The 19723-nt window shown below is 64.1% G+C and carries 14 protein-coding genes; all 14 read left to right on the top strand.

The window, feature by feature from the left end:
* Positions 1-201: preprotein translocase subunit SecE (gene secE / locus J7U37_RS23345; protein ID WP_247637284.1), on the top strand; the 201-nt coding region annotated here is incomplete at its 5' end.
* A gap of 66 nt (positions 202-267) precedes the next feature.
* Positions 268-801 carry a transcription termination/antitermination protein NusG gene (gene nusG / locus J7U37_RS23340; protein ID WP_056183491.1) on the top strand — a complete coding sequence of 178 codons (534 nt, stop codon included), beginning with the start codon at positions 268-270 and terminating at the stop codon, positions 799-801.
* 214 nt (positions 802-1015) lie between these two features.
* Positions 1016-1465, top strand: coding sequence for a 50S ribosomal protein L11 (gene rplK, locus J7U37_RS23335; protein WP_018044245.1), 450 nt, complete (start codon positions 1016-1018; stop codon positions 1463-1465).
* A gap of 12 nt (positions 1466-1477) precedes the next feature.
* Positions 1478-2176 (top strand): 50S ribosomal protein L1, encoded by a 699-nt coding sequence (gene rplA / locus J7U37_RS23330; protein WP_243912329.1) that lies wholly within the window; start codon positions 1478-1480, stop codon positions 2174-2176.
* Positions 2177-2567: 391 nt separating this feature from the next.
* On the top strand, positions 2568-3899 hold the full coding sequence (locus J7U37_RS23325; RefSeq protein WP_247637283.1) for a PLP-dependent aminotransferase family protein: 1332 nt from the start codon (positions 2568-2570) through the stop codon (positions 3897-3899).
* Positions 3900-4086: 187 nt separating this feature from the next.
* Positions 4087-5712, top strand: a complete 1626-nt coding sequence (locus J7U37_RS23320) for a B12-binding domain-containing radical SAM protein (RefSeq protein WP_056183497.1) — start codon at positions 4087-4089, stop codon at positions 5710-5712.
* Between the two features lie 576 nt (positions 5713-6288).
* Positions 6289-6819, top strand: a complete 531-nt coding sequence (gene rplJ / locus J7U37_RS23315) for a 50S ribosomal protein L10 (RefSeq protein ID WP_056183499.1) — start codon at positions 6289-6291, stop codon at positions 6817-6819.
* 57 nt (positions 6820-6876) lie between these two features.
* Entirely contained in the window at positions 6877-7251 is a 375-nt protein-coding gene (gene rplL / locus J7U37_RS23310; protein ID WP_056183502.1) for a 50S ribosomal protein L7/L12, read from the top strand.
* A gap of 249 nt (positions 7252-7500) precedes the next feature.
* On the top strand, positions 7501-11625 hold the full coding sequence (gene rpoB / locus J7U37_RS23305) for a DNA-directed RNA polymerase subunit beta (protein WP_056183504.1): 4125 nt from the start codon (positions 7501-7503) through the stop codon (positions 11623-11625).
* A 172-nt stretch (positions 11626-11797) separates the two neighbouring features.
* Complete coding sequence (rpoC, locus tag J7U37_RS23300) at positions 11798-16006, top strand: DNA-directed RNA polymerase subunit beta' (protein ID WP_247637282.1); 4209 nt, start codon at positions 11798-11800, stop codon at positions 16004-16006.
* Positions 16007-16452: 446 nt separating this feature from the next.
* A complete protein-coding gene (rpsL, locus tag J7U37_RS23295; RefSeq protein ID WP_018044234.1) occupies positions 16453-16824 on the top strand; it encodes a 30S ribosomal protein S12 in 372 nt (123 codons plus the stop codon).
* Between the two features lie 123 nt (positions 16825-16947).
* Positions 16948-17418 carry a 30S ribosomal protein S7 gene (gene rpsG / locus J7U37_RS23290; protein ID WP_056183508.1) on the top strand — a complete coding sequence of 157 codons (471 nt, stop codon included), beginning with the start codon at positions 16948-16950 and terminating at the stop codon, positions 17416-17418.
* A gap of 30 nt (positions 17419-17448) precedes the next feature.
* Positions 17449-19524, top strand: a complete 2076-nt coding sequence (fusA, locus tag J7U37_RS23285) for an elongation factor G (protein ID WP_056483278.1) — start codon at positions 17449-17451, stop codon at positions 19522-19524.
* A gap of 72 nt (positions 19525-19596) precedes the next feature.
* Positions 19597-19723, top strand: a 127-nt coding sequence (locus J7U37_RS23280; protein ID WP_247636066.1) for a GTP-binding protein, incomplete at its 3' end; no start/stop codon positions are given.

Below are 19723 nucleotides of genomic sequence, written 5' to 3'. Positions count from 1 at the left end.
ACCCCGAAGCGTGTCGGACCGGCCGAGTTCCTGACCCAGGTTCGCGACGAGGGCCGCAAGGTCACGTGGCCGAGCCGCAAGGAGACGGTCGTGACCACCGTGATGGTGTTCATCATGGTGGTGGTGGCCAGCATCTTCTTCACCGTGGTGGATCAGGCGCTGCGTTATCTCGTGACCCTGATCCTCGGGGTCGGCGCTTAAAATCACTTCTCGGCCCGAGCGCCCTGCAGCGCCCGGGCTGACTGACGTCAGGATTTGGTGAGAACCGTGTCGAAGCGCTGGTACATCGTCCACGCCTACTCGAATTTCGAGAACAAGGTCGCGCAGTCCATCAAGGATCAGGCGGCCCAGCGTGGCCTGATGGAGCTGTTCGACGAGGTCATGGTCCCGACCGAAAAGGTCGTCGAGGTCCGGCGCGGCCGCAAGGTCGATGCCGAGCGCAAGTTCTTCCCGGGCTACGTCCTGGTGAAGTGCGACCTGACCGACGAAGTCTATCACCTGATCAAGAACACGCCCAAGGTGACGGGCTTTCTCGGCGCCGACAAGTCGAAGCCGGTTCCGATCCCGGATGCCGAGGCCGAGCGCATCAAGGGCCAGGTTGCCGAGGGCGTCGACCGTCCGAAGCCCTCTGTCTCCTTCGAGATCGGCGAGACGGTTCGTGTCTCCGACGGTCCGTTCGCGTCGTTCAACGGCACCGTCGAGGAAATCGACGAGAGCCGCTCGCGCCTCAAGGTGGCGGTCTCGATCTTCGGCCGCGCGACGCCGGTCGAGCTGGAATACGGCCAAGTCGAGAAGATCTGATCGCTTCGCTTTCGGTCGATCGTCCGCGATCGGTCATACCCTTTCGTTCGGCCTAGAGCCGGGCGCGAAACCACCGCTCTTCGCAGCGGTGTCACACGCGGGAGGCCCGCCCGGTTCGCCGCCGGGGTCGACGGTCCGAACCGCGACCTGCAACCGCCCGTATCGTTCGCGCTGAGGCCAGCCGGACAGCGGGCATTCTTTGGGAGCAGTCCCTATGGCAAAGAAGATCACGGGCTACGTGAAGCTTCAGGTTCCGGCAGGCGCCGCGAACCCGTCGCCGCCCATCGGCCCCGCGCTCGGTCAGCGCGGCCTCAACATCATGGAATTCTGCAAGGCCTTCAACGCGAAGACCTCTCAGATCGAGAAGGGGACCCCGATCCCGGTCGTCATCACGGCGTACCAGGACCGCTCCTTCACCTTCGAGATGAAGCAGCCGCCGGTCACCTTCTTCCTCAAGAAGGCTGCCGGCCTGAAGATCGGCAAGAAGCCGGCTTCCGGCTCGAAGACTCCGGGCAAGGGCCCGACCGTGGGCAAGGTGACCGAGGCGCAGCTGCGCGAGATCGCCGAGAAGAAGATGCCCGACCTGAACTGCGACTCGGTTGACGCCGCCGTCGCCATGATCCGTGGCTCCGCTCGGGCCATGGGCCTCGACGTCGTCGCTTAAGGGGAGGGCACAATGGCACACGAAGGCAAGCGCATCCGCGCCGCCCGCGAGGGCATCGACGCGCTCAAGCTCTATCCCATCGACGAGGCGATCAAGCTCGTGAAGGAGAAGGCCAGCGCCAAGTTCGACGAGACCGTCGAGATCTCGATGAACCTCGGCGTCGACCCGCGCCACGCCGACCAGATGGTCCGCGGCGTCTGCAACCTGCCCAACGGCTCTGGCCGGACGGTGCGGGTGGCGGTGTTCGCTCGCGGCGCGAAGGCCGACGAGGCCAAGGCCGCCGGCGCCGACATCGTGGGCGCCGAGGACCTGCTCGAGATCGTCCAGAGCGGCAAGATCGAGTTCGATCGCTGCATTGCGACCCCCGACCTGATGCCGCTCGTCGGCCGTCTCGGCAAGGTGCTCGGCCCGCGCGGTCTGATGCCGAACCCGAAGGTCGGAACCGTCACCATGGACGTGAAGGGTGCCGTCGCCGGCGCCAAGGGCGGCTCGGTGGAGTTCCGCGTCGAGAAGGCCGGCATCATCCACGCCGGCATCGGCAAGGTCTCCTTCGACGCCGATAAGCTCGTCGAGAACATCAAAGCGTTTGCCGACGCGGTGGCCAAGGCGAAGCCGGCCGGCGCCAAGGGCCAGTACGTCCAGCGCGTCGCCGTGACCTCCTCCATGGGTCCTGGCGTCAAGGTGGAGCCGTCCACGGTCCTCACCGCCTGATTCACGCGCGCGTGCATCCAAACGTTGGAAACGCCCGGCCCTTGCGGCCGGGCGTTTTCGTTTGCACTCACTTCCGCCAGAATGGCTTGCGGCCCTCTTGGCGCAGGACAACGAGATCAAGATCGAGTTCGATCATTTGCTCCGAGGACAAATGACGAATTGTCTTGCGCCCCTGAGAACGACGGCGCCAGGTCCTTAGCAGAGCCATGGGTCTTGCGAGATGCCCTATACCCGCGAGAGCGCCTGGATTTAGGTGCCGGAACAGGCAGAATGAGCCTAGCGGAGGCGGTCTAGTATTCGTCGTCACGGGCATCTCCATCGCTGCACGCGATCCTATTGATCCGAATATGAATCGATTCAATTATAGAATTGCACTCGGAGCAATTTAAGCGTGACGGATTACCGAACCATCTCCGACGGGATTGCAGCCGAGATCGCCGCGGGCAGCCTGCCTCCCGGCGCCCGACTGCCGCCACAGCGCCAGTTCGCCTATGAGCGTGGCATTGCGGTCTCGACCGCGAGTCGGGTCTATGCCGAGTTGACGCGGCGCGGCCTCGTCACCGGAGAGGTCGGACGTGGCACCTTCATCCGCATGTCTGGAGCTCCCTTAGGCGACACCCCGCCGGATACCGACGACGGCCTGATCAATCTCGAGCATGTCTTCTCGATCCTGCCGACGCAGGCTGCAGATCTGTCGGCGAGCTTAGCCGCACTTCTTCGTCCGGCGGCGCTCCAAGCCACGTTCCCGCCGCTCCGTGCCAGCGCGACACCGCAGGCGCGAGCCACTGCGGCGGCTTTCTTCCGCCGCGGCGGCTGGTCGGCCGAGCCCGAGCGCATCCTGTTCACCGGAGCGGGACGACAGGGAATCGCCGCCGCACTGATGGCCTTGGCCCGCCCCGGTGACCGGATCGGGGTCGAAGCCCTGACCTATCCGGTGGTCAAGGGCATGGCGGCTCGCCTCGGCCTCACCCTGGTTCCGCTGGCGATGGACGGGAAGGGTGTACGGCCGGACGCGATCACGGATGCGCACCGCGCCGGACCGCTGCGGGCCCTCTACCTTCAGACCGTGCTGCACAGTCCCCTGGGGCACACCATGGATGCCCGACGCCGGCAGGACGTCGCACGCCTGCTCGACCGGCACGACATCATCTGCATCGAGGACGCGGTGTACGGGTTCCTGTGCGACGAGGAGCCTCTGGCGGCCCTCGCACCGGATCGGGTGATCGTGGTCGACAGCCTGTCGAAACGGCTGGCCCCTGGGCTCAGCCTCGGCGTTCTCGCCGTACCCTCTGCCCTGGTCGAACCGCTGGCGCGCACCATCCGCAACGGAGCCTGGACCGCCAGCGGCCTGCCGCTCGCGATGGCCCTTCAGGTCATCGAAGACGGCCTTGCGAGCCGCATTGGGCAGGCGAAGCGGGCGGACGTGGCGATTCGACAAGCTCTGGCCCGCGAGATCCTGACCGGCCTCGACGTTCAGGGAGACCCACGCGCCTACCATCTCTGGCTGACACTTCCCGGCGCCTGGAATGCCGAGCGCTACGCCGCGGCGGCGGCGCGCCGCGGTGTCGCGGTCTCGCCCGCGAGCGCCTTCGCCATCGACCCCGCGACGGCGCCCGACGGCGTCCGCCTCGCGCTCGGCTCGCCCACCATCCCGAAGCTCACGATCGCGCTCCAGATCCTTCGGCAACTCGCCCTCGATGGCGAGGATTCCCAGGTCGAGTAGCCCTCCGGCCGGCGGGTGATGCGGCCTTCGGGAGCCGCGAAACCGGTGCGACGGCGTCGACTCCGTTCAAAGGCGCGTGAGGGGAAGCGCCGACTGTGACGGATGGTCGTACGGGCGGAAACGAACACGCGAGAAAACAACATGCGAGGGTGACGCCTTCGTGGATGCCTGTGCTAGGTATGCAGTCATGCGATGCACCCTCTCCGTCAACTCGAAGCGACGCATCCTGTGCGTCTTCCCTGCCTACACGCCGTCCTTCGGGACCTTCTCTCACGCCTATCCCCTGATGGGTGGCGTGAAGGCCTTCATGCCGCCGCAGGGGCTCCTGCTGATCGCGGCCTACATGCCCGAGGCCTGGGAGTACCGGTTCATCGACGAGAACATCGCCCGGGCCGGCCCAGCGGATTTCGCCTGGGCCGATGCGGTCTTCGTGTCGGGCATGCACATCCAGGCCCCGCAGATCCGGGACATCTACGCCCGCGCCCACGCCGCGAATAAAGTGACGGTGCTGGGCGGTCCCTCGGTGTCCGGCTCGCCGGAGCAGTACCCCGAATTCGACTACCTGCATCTCGGTGAGATCGGCGACGCCACCGACGAACTGGTGGCGATCCTCGACCGCGACGTGTCGATCCCGGCCGCGCAGGTGCGCCTGGAGACCAAGGAGCGGCTTCCGCTCTCGGATTTCCCGGCCCCCGCCTACGAGGCGGCTCCCCTGAAGCGCTACCTTATCGGATCGCTGCAGTTCTCCTCCGGCTGCCCCTATCGCTGCGAGTTCTGCGATATCCCGCAGCTCTACGGCCGTCAGCCGCGCCTCAAATCCCCCGAGCAGATGCTCGGCGAACTCGACGCCATCATCGCCCAGCCTGGCCACCCGGCGGTGGTGTACTTCGTCGATGACAACTTCATCGGCAATCGCAAGGCCACGAAGGACATGCTGCCCCACCTCGTAGCGTGGCAGAAGAAGAACGATTATCCGCTTCAGTTCGCCTGCGAGGCGACCCTGAACATGGCCAAGCAGCCCGACATCCTCGAGCTGATGCGCCAAGCCAACTTCATGACCGTCTTCGTCGGCATCGAGACGCCGGAGGAGGACGCCCTCGCGGGCATCGACAAGAAGCACAACGCCGCCGTGCCGATGTACGAGGCGATCGAGATCCTCAACAGCTTCGGTCTCGAGGTGACCTCCGGCATCATCCTCGGCCTCGACACCGACACCGACCAGTCCGAGCAGAAGCTGATCGACTTCATCGACAAATCGGCCGTGCCCGTGCTGACGATGAACCTACTCCAGGCCCTGCCCAAGACGCCGCTCTGGGATCGGCTCACCCGTGAGAACCGCCTCGTCCACGACGCGGCCCTCGAATCCAACGTGCTGTTCAAGCGCCCGCACGACGACGTGGTGGCGAGCTGGCGCCGGGCGATCGCCCACGCCTACGAGCCGGCGCAGATCTTCGAGCGCTTCCGCCATCAGGTCGAGGTGACCTACCCGAACCGGATCAAGACTCCGATCAAGGGCAAGCTCACGCGCACCAACCTACGCCGGGGTCTCGTCCTCGGCTTCAACATCGCGGTGCGGGTCGGATTGTTGTCGGACTATCGACGGGTGTTCTGGAAAGCGGCCGGTCATGCCCTCAAGCGGGGCCAGATCGAGGCCGTGTTTAACATGGGCTTCGTGGCTCACCACCTCATCCGCTTCACCCGGGAAGCGCTGCGGGGCGAGCACAACGCCTCGTTCTACGCCGCCAAGGCGGAGCAGAAGAACACGGCGCGCGAGCCCTGGTGGCGCGCGGCCCGCAAGTTCCTTCCGACCTAGGAAGAGGTTGGCGCCCGGCCAATCATCGTCGGGCGCACTGGGCGAGACGGGGAGAGGACGTGGCTAGAGGGCGTCAAGGGAAAACAGCACGCCCCGCTCATTTTTCACGGCGGGGCTCTTGGCAGGCTGCTTGCAAGGCTCTATAGACCGCCTCAACGTTTTCATACATGCGAAAGGAATCGGCCGATCGGTCGCATTCCGATTGAGAGATCGCCTGGGCAACTAGGCGGTGATGGCCGGAAGGCTTTGAAGGGCGAAAGCGCTTCGGGGCTTCGTCCGGCCATGTCCTGTCCGAGACTGCAGGTGCCGGGCAACCGGCTTAATCGTCCAAGCCTGCACAGACGGGGAAGACCGAATTTCTAGACCCCTCGGCCGGTTCGCTCGACGCGGACAGGACGAGGAATCGGTTTGAACCATCTCACCCCTATCGTCCACCCGCTCCGGGGGCCGATAGGGGACAGGGCCGTGAAGCGTCGCCAAGGACGTTCCGGCTTCTCGTTAAGCCGAGTTCCGTCCCGGGCGGCATGTGCAACCGGCGGACCCATTCTCGGGTTCCGCCAACCGGAGAGAGCCCCAGTGGACAGGACAGCCAAAGCTGATCTCGTCTCGACGCTCAACGGCGTGTTTGCGAACACGTCCGTCGTCGTCGTGGCCCACTACAAGGGCCTCACGGTCGCCGACATGCAGAAGCTGCGCTCGCAGATGAAGCAGGCCGGTGCCACCGTGAAGGTCACCAAGAACCGCCTCGCCAACATCGCTCTCGATGGCACGGACGTCGCCTCCATCAAGCCCCTCCTGAAGGGTCCGACCCTGCTCGCTTATTCCAGCGATCCGGTCGCGGCCGCCAAGGTTGCGGTGGACTTCGCCAAGGCCAACGACAAGCTCGTGATCCTCGGCGGCGCCATGGGCACGACAGCCCTGAACCCGGACGGTGTGAAGGCCCTCGCCTCGCTCCCGTCCCTCGACGAACTGCGCGCCAAGATCGTGGGCCTCATCCAGGCTCCCGCGACCAAGATCGCCCAGGTCGTCAACGCACCGGCGGCCAAGCTCGCCCGCGTGTTCGGGGCCTATGCCAACAAGGACGAGGCTCAGAGCGAAGCGGCCTGAGGCCGCATCGCTCTTTTCATCCCATCCGTTCAAACCGATATCTAAAGGAACACCAACATGGCTGATCTCGCCAAGCTCGTCGACGACCTGTCCTCGCTGACCGTTCTCGAGGCTGCTGACCTCGCCAAGATGCTCGAAGAGAAGTGGGGCGTCTCGGCTGCTGCCGCCGTCGCCGTCGCCGCTGGTCCGGCCGCCGGCCCGGCTGCCGCTGCCGAGGAGCAGACCGAGTTCACGGTCATGCTCACCGCCGCCGGCGACAAGAAGATCGAGGTCATCAAGGAGGTCCGCGCGATCACCGGCCTCGGCCTCAAGGAAGCCAAGGACCTCGTCGAGGGCGCTCCGAAGGCTGTCAAGGAGTCCGTCAACAAGGAAGAGGCCGAGAAGCTCAAGGCTCAGCTGGAGAAGGCTGGCGCCAAGGTCGAGCTCAAGTAAGACTCTTCGGTGGGCCGTACCGGTCCATCACCGCCCCTCGGGTCCACCCGGACCTGAGGGCACCGAAGGCCCGCGGGTTCACGCCCGTGGGCCACGGTCGCTTCAGGCGACCCGACCGGCCCACGTGAGGGCCACGAGTTTTTCAGTTCGGGAGGGCGTCGTCCGGCGGGGCGGGCTCACCGCCTGGTCGCGGGAGGCAAGAGCCTTCCCCGGGCACCCGGTACGCGGGACGTAGGAGCGAGGTCACCCATGGCCAACACGCTGGTCGGTCGCAAGCGGATTCGCAAGTTCTTCGGCAAGATCAAGGAAGTCGCCGAGATGCCGAACCTCATCGAGGTTCAGAAGGCATCCTACGATCAGTTCCTGATCATGGATGAGCCGGAAGGCGGACGGGGCGACGAAGGCCTGCAGACCGTGTTCAAGTCGGTGTTCCCGATCTCGGACTTCTCTTCCACGGCCCTGCTCGAATTCGTGAAATACACGTTCGAGCAGCCGAAATACGACGTCGACGAGTGCCGGCAGCGCGGGATCACGTTCGCAGCCCCGCTGAAGGTGACGCTGCGCCTGATCGTGTTCGATGTGGACCCGGATACCGGCGCGAAGTCGGTCAAGGACATCAAGGAGCAGGACGTCTACATGGGCGACATGCCCCTGATGACGGAGAATGGCACCTTCATCGTCAACGGTACCGAGCGCGTCATCGTCTCGCAGATGCACCGCTCGCCCGGCGTGTTCTTCGACCACGACAAGGGCAAGACCCATTCCTCGGGCAAGCTCCTGTTCGCCGCCCGCATCATTCCGTATCGCGGCTCCTGGCTCGACGTCGAGTTCGACGCGAAGGACATCGTCCACGTCCGCATCGATCGGAAGCGCAAGCTGCCGGTGACCTCGCTGCTGTTCGCGCTGGGTCTCGACGGCGAAGAGATCCTGTCGACTTTCTACAACCGCGTGATCTACGATCGTGACGGCGCCGAGTGGCGCGTGCCTTACGATGCCGACCGACTGAAGGGCTTCAAGGCGTCCGTCGACCTGATCGACGCGGAGTCCGGCGAAGTCGTGCTCGAGGCCGGCAAGAAGCTGAACGCTCGCAACGCCCGGCAGATCGCCGAGCGTGGCGTCAATTTCCTCAAGGCCACCGACGAGGACCTGATCGGCCAGTACATCGCCGAGGACCTGGTCAACCCGAAGACGGGTGAGATCTGGGCCGAGGCCGGCGATGAGATCTCCGACAAGCTCCTCAAGAGCCTGGAAGAGGTCGGGGTCTCCGAGTTGCCGGTGCTCGACATCGACCACATCAACGTCGGTCCCTACATCCGCAACACGCTCGCGGTGGACAAGAATTCCGGCCGCGAAGGCGCGCTGTTCGACATTTACCGCGTCATGCGCCCCGGCGAGCCGCCGACGCTCGATACCGCGGAGGCGATGTTCCATTCGCTGTTCTTCGATTCCGAACGCTACGACCTCTCCGCCGTCGGCCGCGTCAAGATGAACATGCGCCTGGACCTCGATGCCGAGGACACCGTGCGTACCCTGCGTCGCGAGGACATGCTCGCGGTCGTCAAGGCACTGGTGGACCTGCGCGACGGCAAGGGCGAGATCGACGACATCGATCACCTCGGCAACCGCCGGGTACGCTCGGTCGGCGAGCTGATGGAAAACCAGTACCGCCTCGGCCTGCTCCGCATGGAGCGCGCCATCAAGGAGCGGATGTCCTCCGTCGACATCGACACGGTGATGCCGCAGGACCTCATCAACGCCAAGCCAGCCGCTGCCGCCGTGCGCGAGTTCTTCGGCTCGTCGCAGCTGTCGCAGTTCATGGATCAGACCAACCCACTCTCCGAAGTGACGCATAAGCGCCGCCTCTCGGCGCTTGGCCCAGGCGGTCTGACGCGTGAGCGGGCCGGCTTCGAAGTGCGCGACGTGCACCCGACCCATTACGGCCGCATCTGCCCGATCGAGACGCCGGAAGGCCCGAACATCGGTCTGATCAACTCGCTCGCGACGTTCGCGCGCGTCAACAAGTACGGCTTCATCGAGACCCCCTTCCGGCGGGTGAAGGACGGCGTCGTCACCACCGACGTTGCCTACCTCTCGGCCATGGAAGAGGCGAAGTACTACGTCGCGCAGGCCAACGCGCAGATGGATGAGACCTTCAAGCTTATCGAGGATCTCGTGGTCTGCCGTCGCGCCGGTGACGTCATCGTCGTGCCGCCGGATCGCGTCGACCTGATGGACGTGTCGCCGAAGCAGCTCGTGTCGGTCGCGGCCGCGCTCATCCCGTTCCTCGAGAACGATGACGCGAACCGCGCACTGATGGGCTCGAACATGCAGCGCCAGGCGGTGCCGCTGGTTCGCGCCGATGCGCCCTTCGTCGGCACCGGCATGGAAGCGGTGGTCGCCCGCGACTCCGGCGCCGCCATCGCGGCCCGCCGCACCGGCATCGTCGATCAGGTGGACGCCACCCGTATCGTCATCCGGGCCACCGAGGAGGCCGATGCCAACAAGCCCGGCGTCGACATCTATCGCTTGCAGAAGTTCCAGCGCTCCAACCAGTCGACCTGCATCACGCAGAAGCCCCTGGTGCGCGTCGGCGAGGCCGTGAAGAAGGGCGAGATCATCGCCGATGGCCCTTCGACGGAGTTCGGTGAACTCGCTCTCGGCCGGAACGTGCTCGTCGCGTTCATGCCGTGGAACGGCTACAACTTCGAGGACTCGATCCTGCTCTCCGAGCGGATCGTGAAGGATGATGTGTTCACCTCGATCCACATCGAGGAGTTCGAGGTGATGGCCCGAGATACCAAGCTCGGACCGGAAGAAATCACCCGCGACATCCCCAACGTCTCGGAAGAGGCGTTGAAGAACCTCGATGAGGCCGGCATCGTCTACATCGGCGCCGAAGTTCACGCCGGCGACATCCTGTGCGGCAAGATCACGCCGAAGGGCGAAAGCCCGATGACGCCGGAGGAAAAGCTCCTGCGCGCTATCTTCGGCGAGAAGGCATCGGACGTGCGCGACACCTCGCTTCGGGTTCCCCCGGGCGTGACCGGCACCATCGTCGAGGTCCGGGTGTTCAACCGCCACGGCGTCGACAAGGATGAGCGCGCCCAGGCGATCGAGCGCGAGGAGATCGAGCGTCTCGCCAAGGATCGTGACGACGAGCAGGCGATCCTGGACCGCAACACCTACGCCCGTCTCGCAACGGTGCTCATCGGTCAGGCTCCCATCGCGGGACCGAAGGGCTTCCGCAAGGAGACCACGCTCACCCGCGAGTTGCTCAGCGAGTACCCGCGTTCGCAATGGTGGCAGTTCGCCGTCATCGACGACCGTCTCATGACCGAGATGGAAGCGATGCAGAAGCAGTACGACGAGTCGAAGAAGCGCCTCGAGCAGCGCTTCCTCGATAAGGTCGAGAAGTTGCAGCGCGGCGATGAACTTCCGCCCGGCGTCATGAAGATGGTCAAGGTCTTCGTGGCGGTGAAGCGTAAGATCCAGCCGGGCGACAAGATGGCCGGACGCCACGGCAACAAGGGCGTGGTCTCGCGGATCGTCCCGATCGAGGACATGCCGTTCCTGGAAGACGGGACCCATGCCGACATCGTGCTGAACCCGCTGGGCGTGCCCTCGCGCATGAACGTCGGCCAGATCCTGGAAACCCATCTGGGTTGGGCTGCGGCCGGTCTCGGCCGCAAGGTCGGCCTCGCGGTGGACGCCTACCTGCGCAACCAGGACATCGAGCCGCTTCGCGGCGAGATGCAGGCGATCTACTCGCCGTCCGAGTTGGAAGGCTTGTCCGACGACGAGTTGGCTGAAGCCGCCAACAACGTGCGTCGCGGCGTGCCGATGGCGACCCCGGTGTTCAACGGCGCCAAGGAAGCCGACATCGAGCAGATGCTGGAAATGGCCGGTCTCGACCGGTCGGCCCAGTCGACGCTCTACGATGGTCGGACCGGTGAGCCTTTCGACCGCAAGGTCACGATGGGCTACATCTACATGCTGAAGCTGCACCACCTGGTGGACGATAAGATCCACGCCCGGTCGATCGGCCCGTACTCCCTGGTCACCCAGCAGCCGCTGGGCGGAAAGGCTCAGTTCGGCGGTCAGCGCTTCGGCGAGATGGAGGTCTGGGCTCTGGAAGCCTACGGCGCCGCGTACACGCTGCAGGAGATGCTCACGGTCAAGTCGGACGATGTCGCCGGCCGGACCAAGGTCTACGAGGCGATCGTCCGTGGCGACGACACCTTCGAGGCCGGCATTCCGGAGTCGTTCAACGTGCTCGTCAAGGAGATGCGTTCGCTCGGCCTCAACGTGGAGCTGACGTCTTCCAAGAAGCTCGCCAACGACCAGATCGAGCCGCCCGCAGAGGCGGCCGAATAACCACCGCATCACGCTCCCGCGCCGGGATCAGTCCCGGCGCGGTCTGAGCGGGGAGGGGCAGGGCCTCCCGTTCTACGGTCAGCGACGATCCGGCCGGTCGTCGCGCCGCATCCATTTTCAGCACGTGGTCAGCCCCTCGGCGGAGGGTGCGCCTCGTCAGCAGGAGTAGATCATGAACCAAGAGGTCATGAATCTTTTCAACCAGCAGGCTCAGCCCCAGAGCTTTGACCAGATCAAAATCTCGATCTCGTCGCCCGAGAAGATCCTCTCGTGGTCTTTCGGCGAGATCAAGAAGCCCGAGACGATCAACTATCGCACGTTCAAGCCTGAGCGTGACGGCCTGTTCTGCGCCCGCATCTTCGGACCCATCAAGGACTACGAGTGCTTGTGCGGCAAGTACAAGCGCATGAAGTACAAGGGCGTGATCTGCGAAAAGTGCGGCGTCGAGGTGACCCTCGCGCGCGTTCGGCGCGATCGCATGGGCCATATCGAGCTCGCCGCGCCCGTCGCCCATATCTGGTTCCTGAAGTCGCTGCCGAGCCGCATCGGCCTGCTGCTCGACATGGCGCTCAAGGACCTCGAGCGCATCCTGTACTTCGAGTCCTACTGCGTTATCGAGCCGGGCCTCACCCCCCTGAAGGAGCGTCAGCTCCTGTCAGAGGAGGAGTACCTGCGCGCGCAAGAGGAATACGGCGAGGACAGCTTCACCGCCATGATCGGCGCCGAAGCGATCCGCCGGATTCTTCAGGAACTTGACCTCGACGGCATCGCGGATTCCCTGCGCGAAGAGATCGCCACCACGACCTCCGAGCTGAAGCCGAAGAAGCTGCTCAAGCGCCTGAAGATCATCGAGGCCTTCCAGATGTCGGGCAACAAGCCCGAATGGATGATCCTCACCGTGGTGCCGGTGATTCCGCCGGATCTGCGCCCGCTGGTCCCGCTCGATGGCGGTCGCTTCGCCACGTCCGATCTTAATGACCTCTACCGCCGCGTCATCAACCGCAACAACCGTCTGAAGCGGCTGATTGAGCTGCGAGCGCCGGACATCATCATCCGCAACGAGAAGCGCATGCTTCAGGAGGCGGTGGACGCGCTGTTCGACAACGGCCGCCGTGGCCGCGTCATCACGGGTGCCAACAAGCGTCCGCTGAAATCTCTCGCCGATATGCTGAAGGGCAAACAGGGCCGCTTCCGCCAGAACCTACTCGGCAAGCGCGTCGACTACTCGGGCCGCTCGGTCATCGTGGTGGGCCCGGAGCTGAAGCTGCACCAGTGCGGCTTGCCCAAGAAGATGGCGCTCGAGCTGTTCAAGCCGTTCATCTACGCGCGCCTCGACGCCAAGGGCTTCTCCGCCACGGTGAAGCAGGCCAAGAAGCTCGTCGAGAAGGAGAAGCCGGAAGTCTGGGATATCCTCGATGAGGTGATCCGCGAGCACCCGGTGATGCTGAACCGCGCACCGACCCTGCACCGCCTCGGCATCCAGGCCTTCGAGCCGAAGCTGATCGAGGGCAAGGCGATCCAGTTGCACCCGCTGGTCTGCGCCGCGTTCAACGCCGACTTCGATGGCGACCAGATGGCCGTGCACGTTCCGCTGAGCCTCGAGGCTCAGTTGGAGGCGCGCGTCCTGATGATGTCGACGAACAACATCCTGCACCCGGCGAACGGTCAGCCGATCATCGTGCCGTCGCAGGACATCGTTCTCGGCCTCTACTACCTGTCGATCGTCGCCGAGGGCGCCATCGGCGCGTTCGACCCGACGAACAAGCAGAACCCGATGCAGGGCGTTTTCGGCAATATCGGCGAACTGGAGCATGCTCTGGCGGCGAAGACCGTCAAGCTGCACACCAAGATCCGCTGGCGCTGGAACGGCATCGGGCCGGACGGCGAGCCGCTGACCAAGACCTACGACACCACCCCCGGCCGCGTAATCCTCTCGACCGCTCTGCCGCTGCACAAGAACGTCCCCTACGACGTCGTCAACAAGCTGATGACGAAGAAGGAGATCTCCGCGATGATCGACACCGTCTACCGCCACTGCGGTCAGAAGGAGTCGGTGATCTTCTGTGATCGCATCATGGCGCTCGGCTTCAACCACGCGTTCAAGGCTGGCATCTCGTTCGGCAAGGACGACATGGTTGTGCCGGACAACAAATGGCCGATCGTGGATGACACTCGCGCCCTGGTGAAGGATTACGAGCAGCAGTACAACGACGGTCTGATCACCCAGGGCGAGAAGTACAACAAGGTCGTCGACGCCTGGGCCAAGTGCTCGGACAAGCTCGCCGCCGAGATGATGCTGCGCATCTCGACCGTGCAGAAGGACGAGCACGGCGCCGACAAGCAGGTCAACTCGATCTACATGATGAGCCACTCCGGTGCCCGTGGTTCGCCGGCCCAGATGAAGCAGCTCGCCGCCATGCGCGGCCTGATGGCCAAACCATCGGGCGAAATCATCGAGACGCCGATCATCTCGAACTTCAAGGAAGGCCTCGACGTGCTCGAGTACTTCAACTCGACGCACGGCGCACGTAAGGGCCTCGCCGACACCGCGCTCAAGACCGCGAATTCCGGTTACCTCACGCGTCGTCTCGTCGACGTGGCGCAGGATGCCGTGATCCGCGAGACCGATTGCGGCACGACGAACGGCATCCGCATGCGCGCCATCGTGGATGCGGGCCAGGTCGTGGCTCCGCTGGCGATCCGTATCCTGGGCCGTGCCACGGCTGAAGATCTGGTGGCCCAGGATGGCACCATGATCGTCAAGACCGGCGAAACCATTGAGGAGAAGCACCTGCCCGCCATCCAGGCAGCCGGTATTCAGGAGGTGAAGATCCGCTCGGTGCTCGTCTGCGCCACCAAGAGCGGCGTCTGCGCCACTTGCTACGGGCGCGATCTGGCCCGTGGTACGCCCGTCAACATGGGCGAGGCTGTCGGCGTCATCGCCGCGCAGTCGATCGGCGAGCCGGGCACCCAGCTCACCATGCGGACCTTCCACATCGGTGGTGCGGCCCAGATCGCCGACTCGTCCTTCATCGAGTCGAGCTTCGAAGGCTCGATCAAAATCCGCAACCGGGCCCTCGCCCGGAACTCGGATGGTGATCTGATCGCCACCGGCCGTAACGTTGCTGTCGTCATCGTCGGCACCGACGGCTCGGAGCGTGCAGTCCACCGCCTGCAATACGGCGCGAAGCTGCGGGTCGACGATGGGGACAAGGTGAAGCGCGGTCAGCGCATCGCCGAATGGGACCCCTATACCCGTCCCATTATCACCGAGACGGACGGCGTGGTGGCCTACGAAGACCTCATCGACGGCCAGTCCATCACCGAGACCACCGACGAGTCGACCGGCATCGCCAAGCGCGTCGTCATCGACTGGCGGGGGACCGCCCGCACCGCCGACCTCAAGCCGGCGATGCTGGTGCTCGAGGACGACGGCAAACCGATGAAGCTGCCGCGCGGCTCCGATGCCCGTTACTTCCTGTCCGTCGATGCCATCATCGGCTACGACCCCGGCGCGAAGGTGAAGGCCGGCGACATCCTCGCCCGCGTCTCCACCGACTCAGCGAAGACCCGCGACATCACCGGCGGTCTGCCGAGGGTGGCGGAACTGTTCGAGGCACGGCGTCCGAAGGATGCCGCGATCATCGCGGAGAAGTCGGGTACGATTCAGTTCGGACGCGACTACAAGAACAAGCGTCGCCTGACGCTGACCCCGCATGACGGTTCTGAGGCGGTCGAGTACCTGATCCCGAAGGGCAAGCACATCCACCTTCAGGATGGCGACGTCGTCGAGCTTGGCGACTACATCGTCGACGGCAACCCGGCACCGCACGACATCCTGGCAATCAAGGGCGTGGAGGAGCTTGCTGCCTACCTCGTCAACGAGATCCAGGAGGTATACCGGCTCCAGGGCGTGTCCATCAACGACAAGCACATCGAGGTCATCGTCCGGCAGATGCTGCAGAAGGTCGAGATCACCGATGGTGGCGATTCCGACATCCTGACGGGCGACCAGATCGATCGGACGGAACTCGCAGACATCAACGAGAAGCTGCTTGCCGAGGGCAAGAAGCCGGTCGTGGGTGTTCCGGTTCTGCTCGGCATCACCAAGGCGAGCCTCCAGACGAAGTCGTTCATCTCGGCGGCCTCGTTCCAGGAGACGACACGGGTGCTCACCGAGGCCGCCGTCAACGGCAAGATCGATTACCTTGAGGGCCTCAAGGAGAACGTCATCGTGGGCTCGCTCATCCCGGCGGGTACCGGCTCGATGGCGGCTGAGATCCGGGCTGTCGCGCGCCGACGCGACAACCTCATTCTGCAGCAGAAGGCCGCCGAGAGCGGGGCTCAGCCCCTCTCGGAGCTGCCGCCCGCCGCGGAATAACCCGAACGCCGCATCGCGTCGGAACGAAGGGGCTGCCCATAAGCGGCCCCTTTTTCGTGACCGGTCGGACCGAAGATTTCGTGCGTCGCAGGACGACGCAACTTCATGATCCTGTAACGGAATGGGTTGACGCGGGTCGAATCCACCTCTATCAGGCCCTCATTGAACGGCTGGCCGTAGGCAGCAAACGATCGTTAGGCCCCGAGCCTCGATCCAGGCTTCCTAGACGCATCCGACTTCAACGAACGAACACGTGTCAGTCCGGCATGATCGCTTGCTTCAATGCAGGTGATCCTCTGCTTGCAACGGCGCGCCAAAGGCTGAGATCAGCCTGGGGCGCGGTTTTGCGTTTCGTCGCACAGCTTTGTGCGATGCCGGGGCTGACCACAACGAGATTTGGATTTCGACGGTCACCGCCGATGGTGACGCGTTTCGAGAGGATTGGCATGCCGACGATCAACCAGCTGATCGCTCAGCCGCGCAAGGCGCAGAAGAGCCGCAACAAGGTGCCGGCGCTCGACGCCTGCCCGCAGAAGCGTGGCGTCTGCACCCGCGTCTACACGACGACTCCGAAGAAGCCGAACTCCGCGCTCCGTAAGGTCGCGAAGGTTCGTCTGACCAATGGCTTTGAGGTCATCGGCTACATCCCAGGCGAAGGTCACAACCTTCAGGAGCACTCCGTGGTGATGATCCGCGGCGGCCGCGTGAAGGACCTTCCGGGTGTGCGTTACCACATTCTGCGCGGCGTGCTCGACACGCAGGGCGTCAAGGGCCGCAAGCAGCGTCGCTCCAAGTACGGCGCCAAGCGTCCGAAGTAAGAGCGACACGCGACGTACGATTGATATTCGCGCACCCTGTAAGGATGTCGCCGGCCTCGAAGAGGTTCAAGGCGGCCTGCGCAGGGTGGTTTGAAGAAGTCCAAGTTTAAGACGGAGCGAGCGATGTCCCGCCGCCATTCTGCCGAGAAGCGTGAGATCATCCCGGACCCGAAGTACGGGGACATCGTGCTGACCAAGTTCATGAACTCGATCATGTACGAGGGCAAGAAATCCACCGCTGAGCGGATCGTCTATGGCGCCTTCGACATCGTCGAGAACCGCGCCCGTGCAAACCCGATCGAGGTGTTCCGCGCAGCTCTCGACAACGTCGCTCCGGCGATCGAAGTCCGCTCCCGCCGCGTTGGCGGTGCAACCTACCAGGTCCCCGTCGAGGTGCGCACCGAACGCCGCCAGGCACTCGCCATCCGTTGGCTGATTCAGGCTGCCCGCGGCCGTAACGATCGGACCATGGTCGAGCGGCTGTCGGCAGAGCTTCTCGATGCCGCCAACAATCGCGGCAACGCAGTCAAGAAGCGTGAAGATACGCACCGGATGGCGGAAGCCAACCGCGCCTTCTCGCACTACCGCTGGTAAGCGGACCCGGACCCTTTCAGGAGCAATCCGATGCCCCGCACGCACGCGATCGAGGACTACCGCAATTTCGGCATCATGGCTCACATTGATGCTGGCAAGACCACGACCACCGAGCGGATCCTGTATTACACCGGCAAGTCCCATAAGATCGGCGAAGTCCATGACGGCGCCGCGACGATGGATTGGATGACGCAGGAGCAGGAGCGTGGCATCACGATCACCTCGGCTGCTACCACCTGCTTTTGGCGCGACAAGCGCCTGAACATCATTGACACCCCCGGCCACGTGGATTTCACCATCGAGGTGGAGCGCTCGCTTCGCGTCCTCGACGGCGCCGTCTGCGTTCTCGACGGCAACCAGGGCGTGGAGCCCCAGACCGAGACCGTCTGGCGTCAGGCCGACAAGTACGACGTGCCACGCGTCGTGTTCGTCAATAAAATGGACAAGATCGGTGCCGACTTCTTCAAGTGTGTCGCCGACATCATCGACCGCGTCGCCGGCAAGCCGGTGTGTCTGCAGCTTCCGATCGGCGCCGAGACGACCTTCAAGGGCGTTATCGACCTGATCAAGATGAAGGCCATCGTCTGGACGTCCGAGAAGCTGGGCGCCGATTTCTCGGAAACGGAAATTCCAGCCGATCTCGCCGATCAGGCCGCTGAGTACCGCATCAAGCTGGTCGAAGCTTGTGTGGAAATGGATGATGACGCCATGGCGGCCTATCTCGACGGTGTCGAGCCGGATGCCGAGACGATGCATCGCCTTGTCCGTACGGCTGTTCAGCGTCGTGCCTTCCACCCTGTGCTGTGTGGTTCGGCGTTCAAGAACAAGGGCGTCCAGCCCCTGCTCGACGCCGTTGTCGATTACCTGCCGTCTCCTGCAGACCGTGGCGAGATCAAGGGCCTCGACTTTAAGACCGAGGAAGAGATCGTCCGCCATCCGTCTGATAGCGATCCCTTCTCCATGCTCGCCTTCAAGATCATGGACGATCCGCACGTCGGCACGATCACCTTCTGCCGCGTCTACTCGGGAAAGATCGAGTCGGGTGCCAACGTCATCAACTCGTCGCGCGACAAGAAAGAGCGCGTCGGTCGCATGCTTCTCATGCACGCGAATAATCGCGAGGACGTAAAGGAAGCCTTCACGGGCGACATCGTCGCCCTGGCCGGCCTCAAGGAAACCCGCACGGGCGATACCCTGTGCGATCCGAAGGACGCCGTCATCCTCGAGAAGATGGAGTTCCCGGAGCCCGTCATCGAGATCGCGGTCGAGCCGAAATCCAAGGCTGATCAGGAGAAACTCGGCATCGCGCTCGCGAAGCTGGCAGCCGAAGATCCCTCGTTCCGGGTCTCCACGGACCAGGAGTCCGGCCAGACCATCCTTCGCGGGATGGGCGAGCTTCACCTCGACATCAAGGTCGATATCTTGCGCCGCACCTATATGGTCGATGCAAATATCGGTCAGCCGCAGGTAGCCTATCGTGAAAAGCTCACGAAGCGCACCGAGATCGACTACACCCATAAGAAGCAGACCGGCGGTACCGGTCAGTTTGCGCGGGTGAAGTTCATCGTGGAGCCGAACGAGCCTGGTAAGGGCTTCGAGTTCTCCTCGAAGATCATTGGCGGTACCGTGCCGAAGGAATACATCCCGGGCGTCGAGAAGGGCCTCAACTCGGTCCTTGGTGCTGGCATCCTGGCGGGCTTCCCGGTCGTCGATATCAAGGTCGAACTGATTGACGGTGCCTACCACGACGTCGACTCGTCGGCTCTCGCCTTCGAAATCGCGTCCCGCGCGGCGCTTCGTGAAGCCCTCCAGAAGGGCGGATCGGTGCTTCTCGAGCCGGTGATGAAGGTCGAGGTCGTCTCGCCGGAAGAATATACGGGTTCGGTCATCGGCGACCTCAATTCCCGCCGCGGCCAGATCCAGGGCCAGGACATGCGCGGCAATGCGAACGTCATCAACGCGATGGTGCCGCTCGCCAACATGTTCGGCTATGTGAACCAGCTCCGGTCCTTCTCTCAGGGCCGCGCCAACTTCACGATGCAGTTCGACCATTACGAAGAGGTGCCGCGCGGCGAGGCCGAGAAGGTCGTCGCCAAGTACGCCTAAAGCCGGCGGCGTTCCCACGGGAGCGCCTCCCGCACCCCTTCAGACGCAACATCAGATCAGACGGAGGCTATCATGGCCAAAGAGAAATTCGCGCGTACGAAGCCGCACTGCAACATCGGCACGATCGGTCACGTTGATCACGGCAAGACGTCTCTGACGGCGGCGATCACCAAGGTTCTGGCGGAGTCGGGCGGTGCGA

The organism is Methylobacterium sp. 37f, from assembly GCF_023093475.1.
Taxonomy (GTDB): domain Bacteria; phylum Pseudomonadota; class Alphaproteobacteria; order Rhizobiales; family Beijerinckiaceae; genus Methylobacterium.
This window is presented reverse-complemented; position numbering and strand designations above follow the sequence as displayed.

Excerpts from the sequence above, each read along its gene's own strand:
- rplK (WP_018044245.1), top strand. The coding sequence starts at position 1,016 with ATGGCAAAGAAGATCACGGGCTACGTGAAGCTTCAGGTTCCGGCAGGC.
- rplA (WP_243912329.1), top strand. The coding sequence starts at position 1,478 with ATGGCACACGAAGGCAAGCGCATCCGCGCCGCCCGCGAGGGCATCGAC.
- J7U37_RS23320 (WP_056183497.1), top strand. The coding sequence starts at position 4,087 with ATGCGATGCACCCTCTCCGTCAACTCGAAGCGACGCATCCTGTGCGTC.
- rplL (WP_056183502.1), top strand. The coding sequence starts at position 6,877 with ATGGCTGATCTCGCCAAGCTCGTCGACGACCTGTCCTCGCTGACCGTT.
- rpoB (WP_056183504.1), top strand. The coding sequence starts at position 7,501 with ATGGCCAACACGCTGGTCGGTCGCAAGCGGATTCGCAAGTTCTTCGGC.
- rpoC (WP_247637282.1), top strand. The coding sequence starts at position 11,798 with ATGAACCAAGAGGTCATGAATCTTTTCAACCAGCAGGCTCAGCCCCAG.
- rpsL (WP_018044234.1), top strand. The coding sequence starts at position 16,453 with ATGCCGACGATCAACCAGCTGATCGCTCAGCCGCGCAAGGCGCAGAAG.
- rpsG (WP_056183508.1), top strand. The coding sequence starts at position 16,948 with ATGTCCCGCCGCCATTCTGCCGAGAAGCGTGAGATCATCCCGGACCCG.
- fusA (WP_056483278.1), top strand. The coding sequence starts at position 17,449 with ATGCCCCGCACGCACGCGATCGAGGACTACCGCAATTTCGGCATCATG.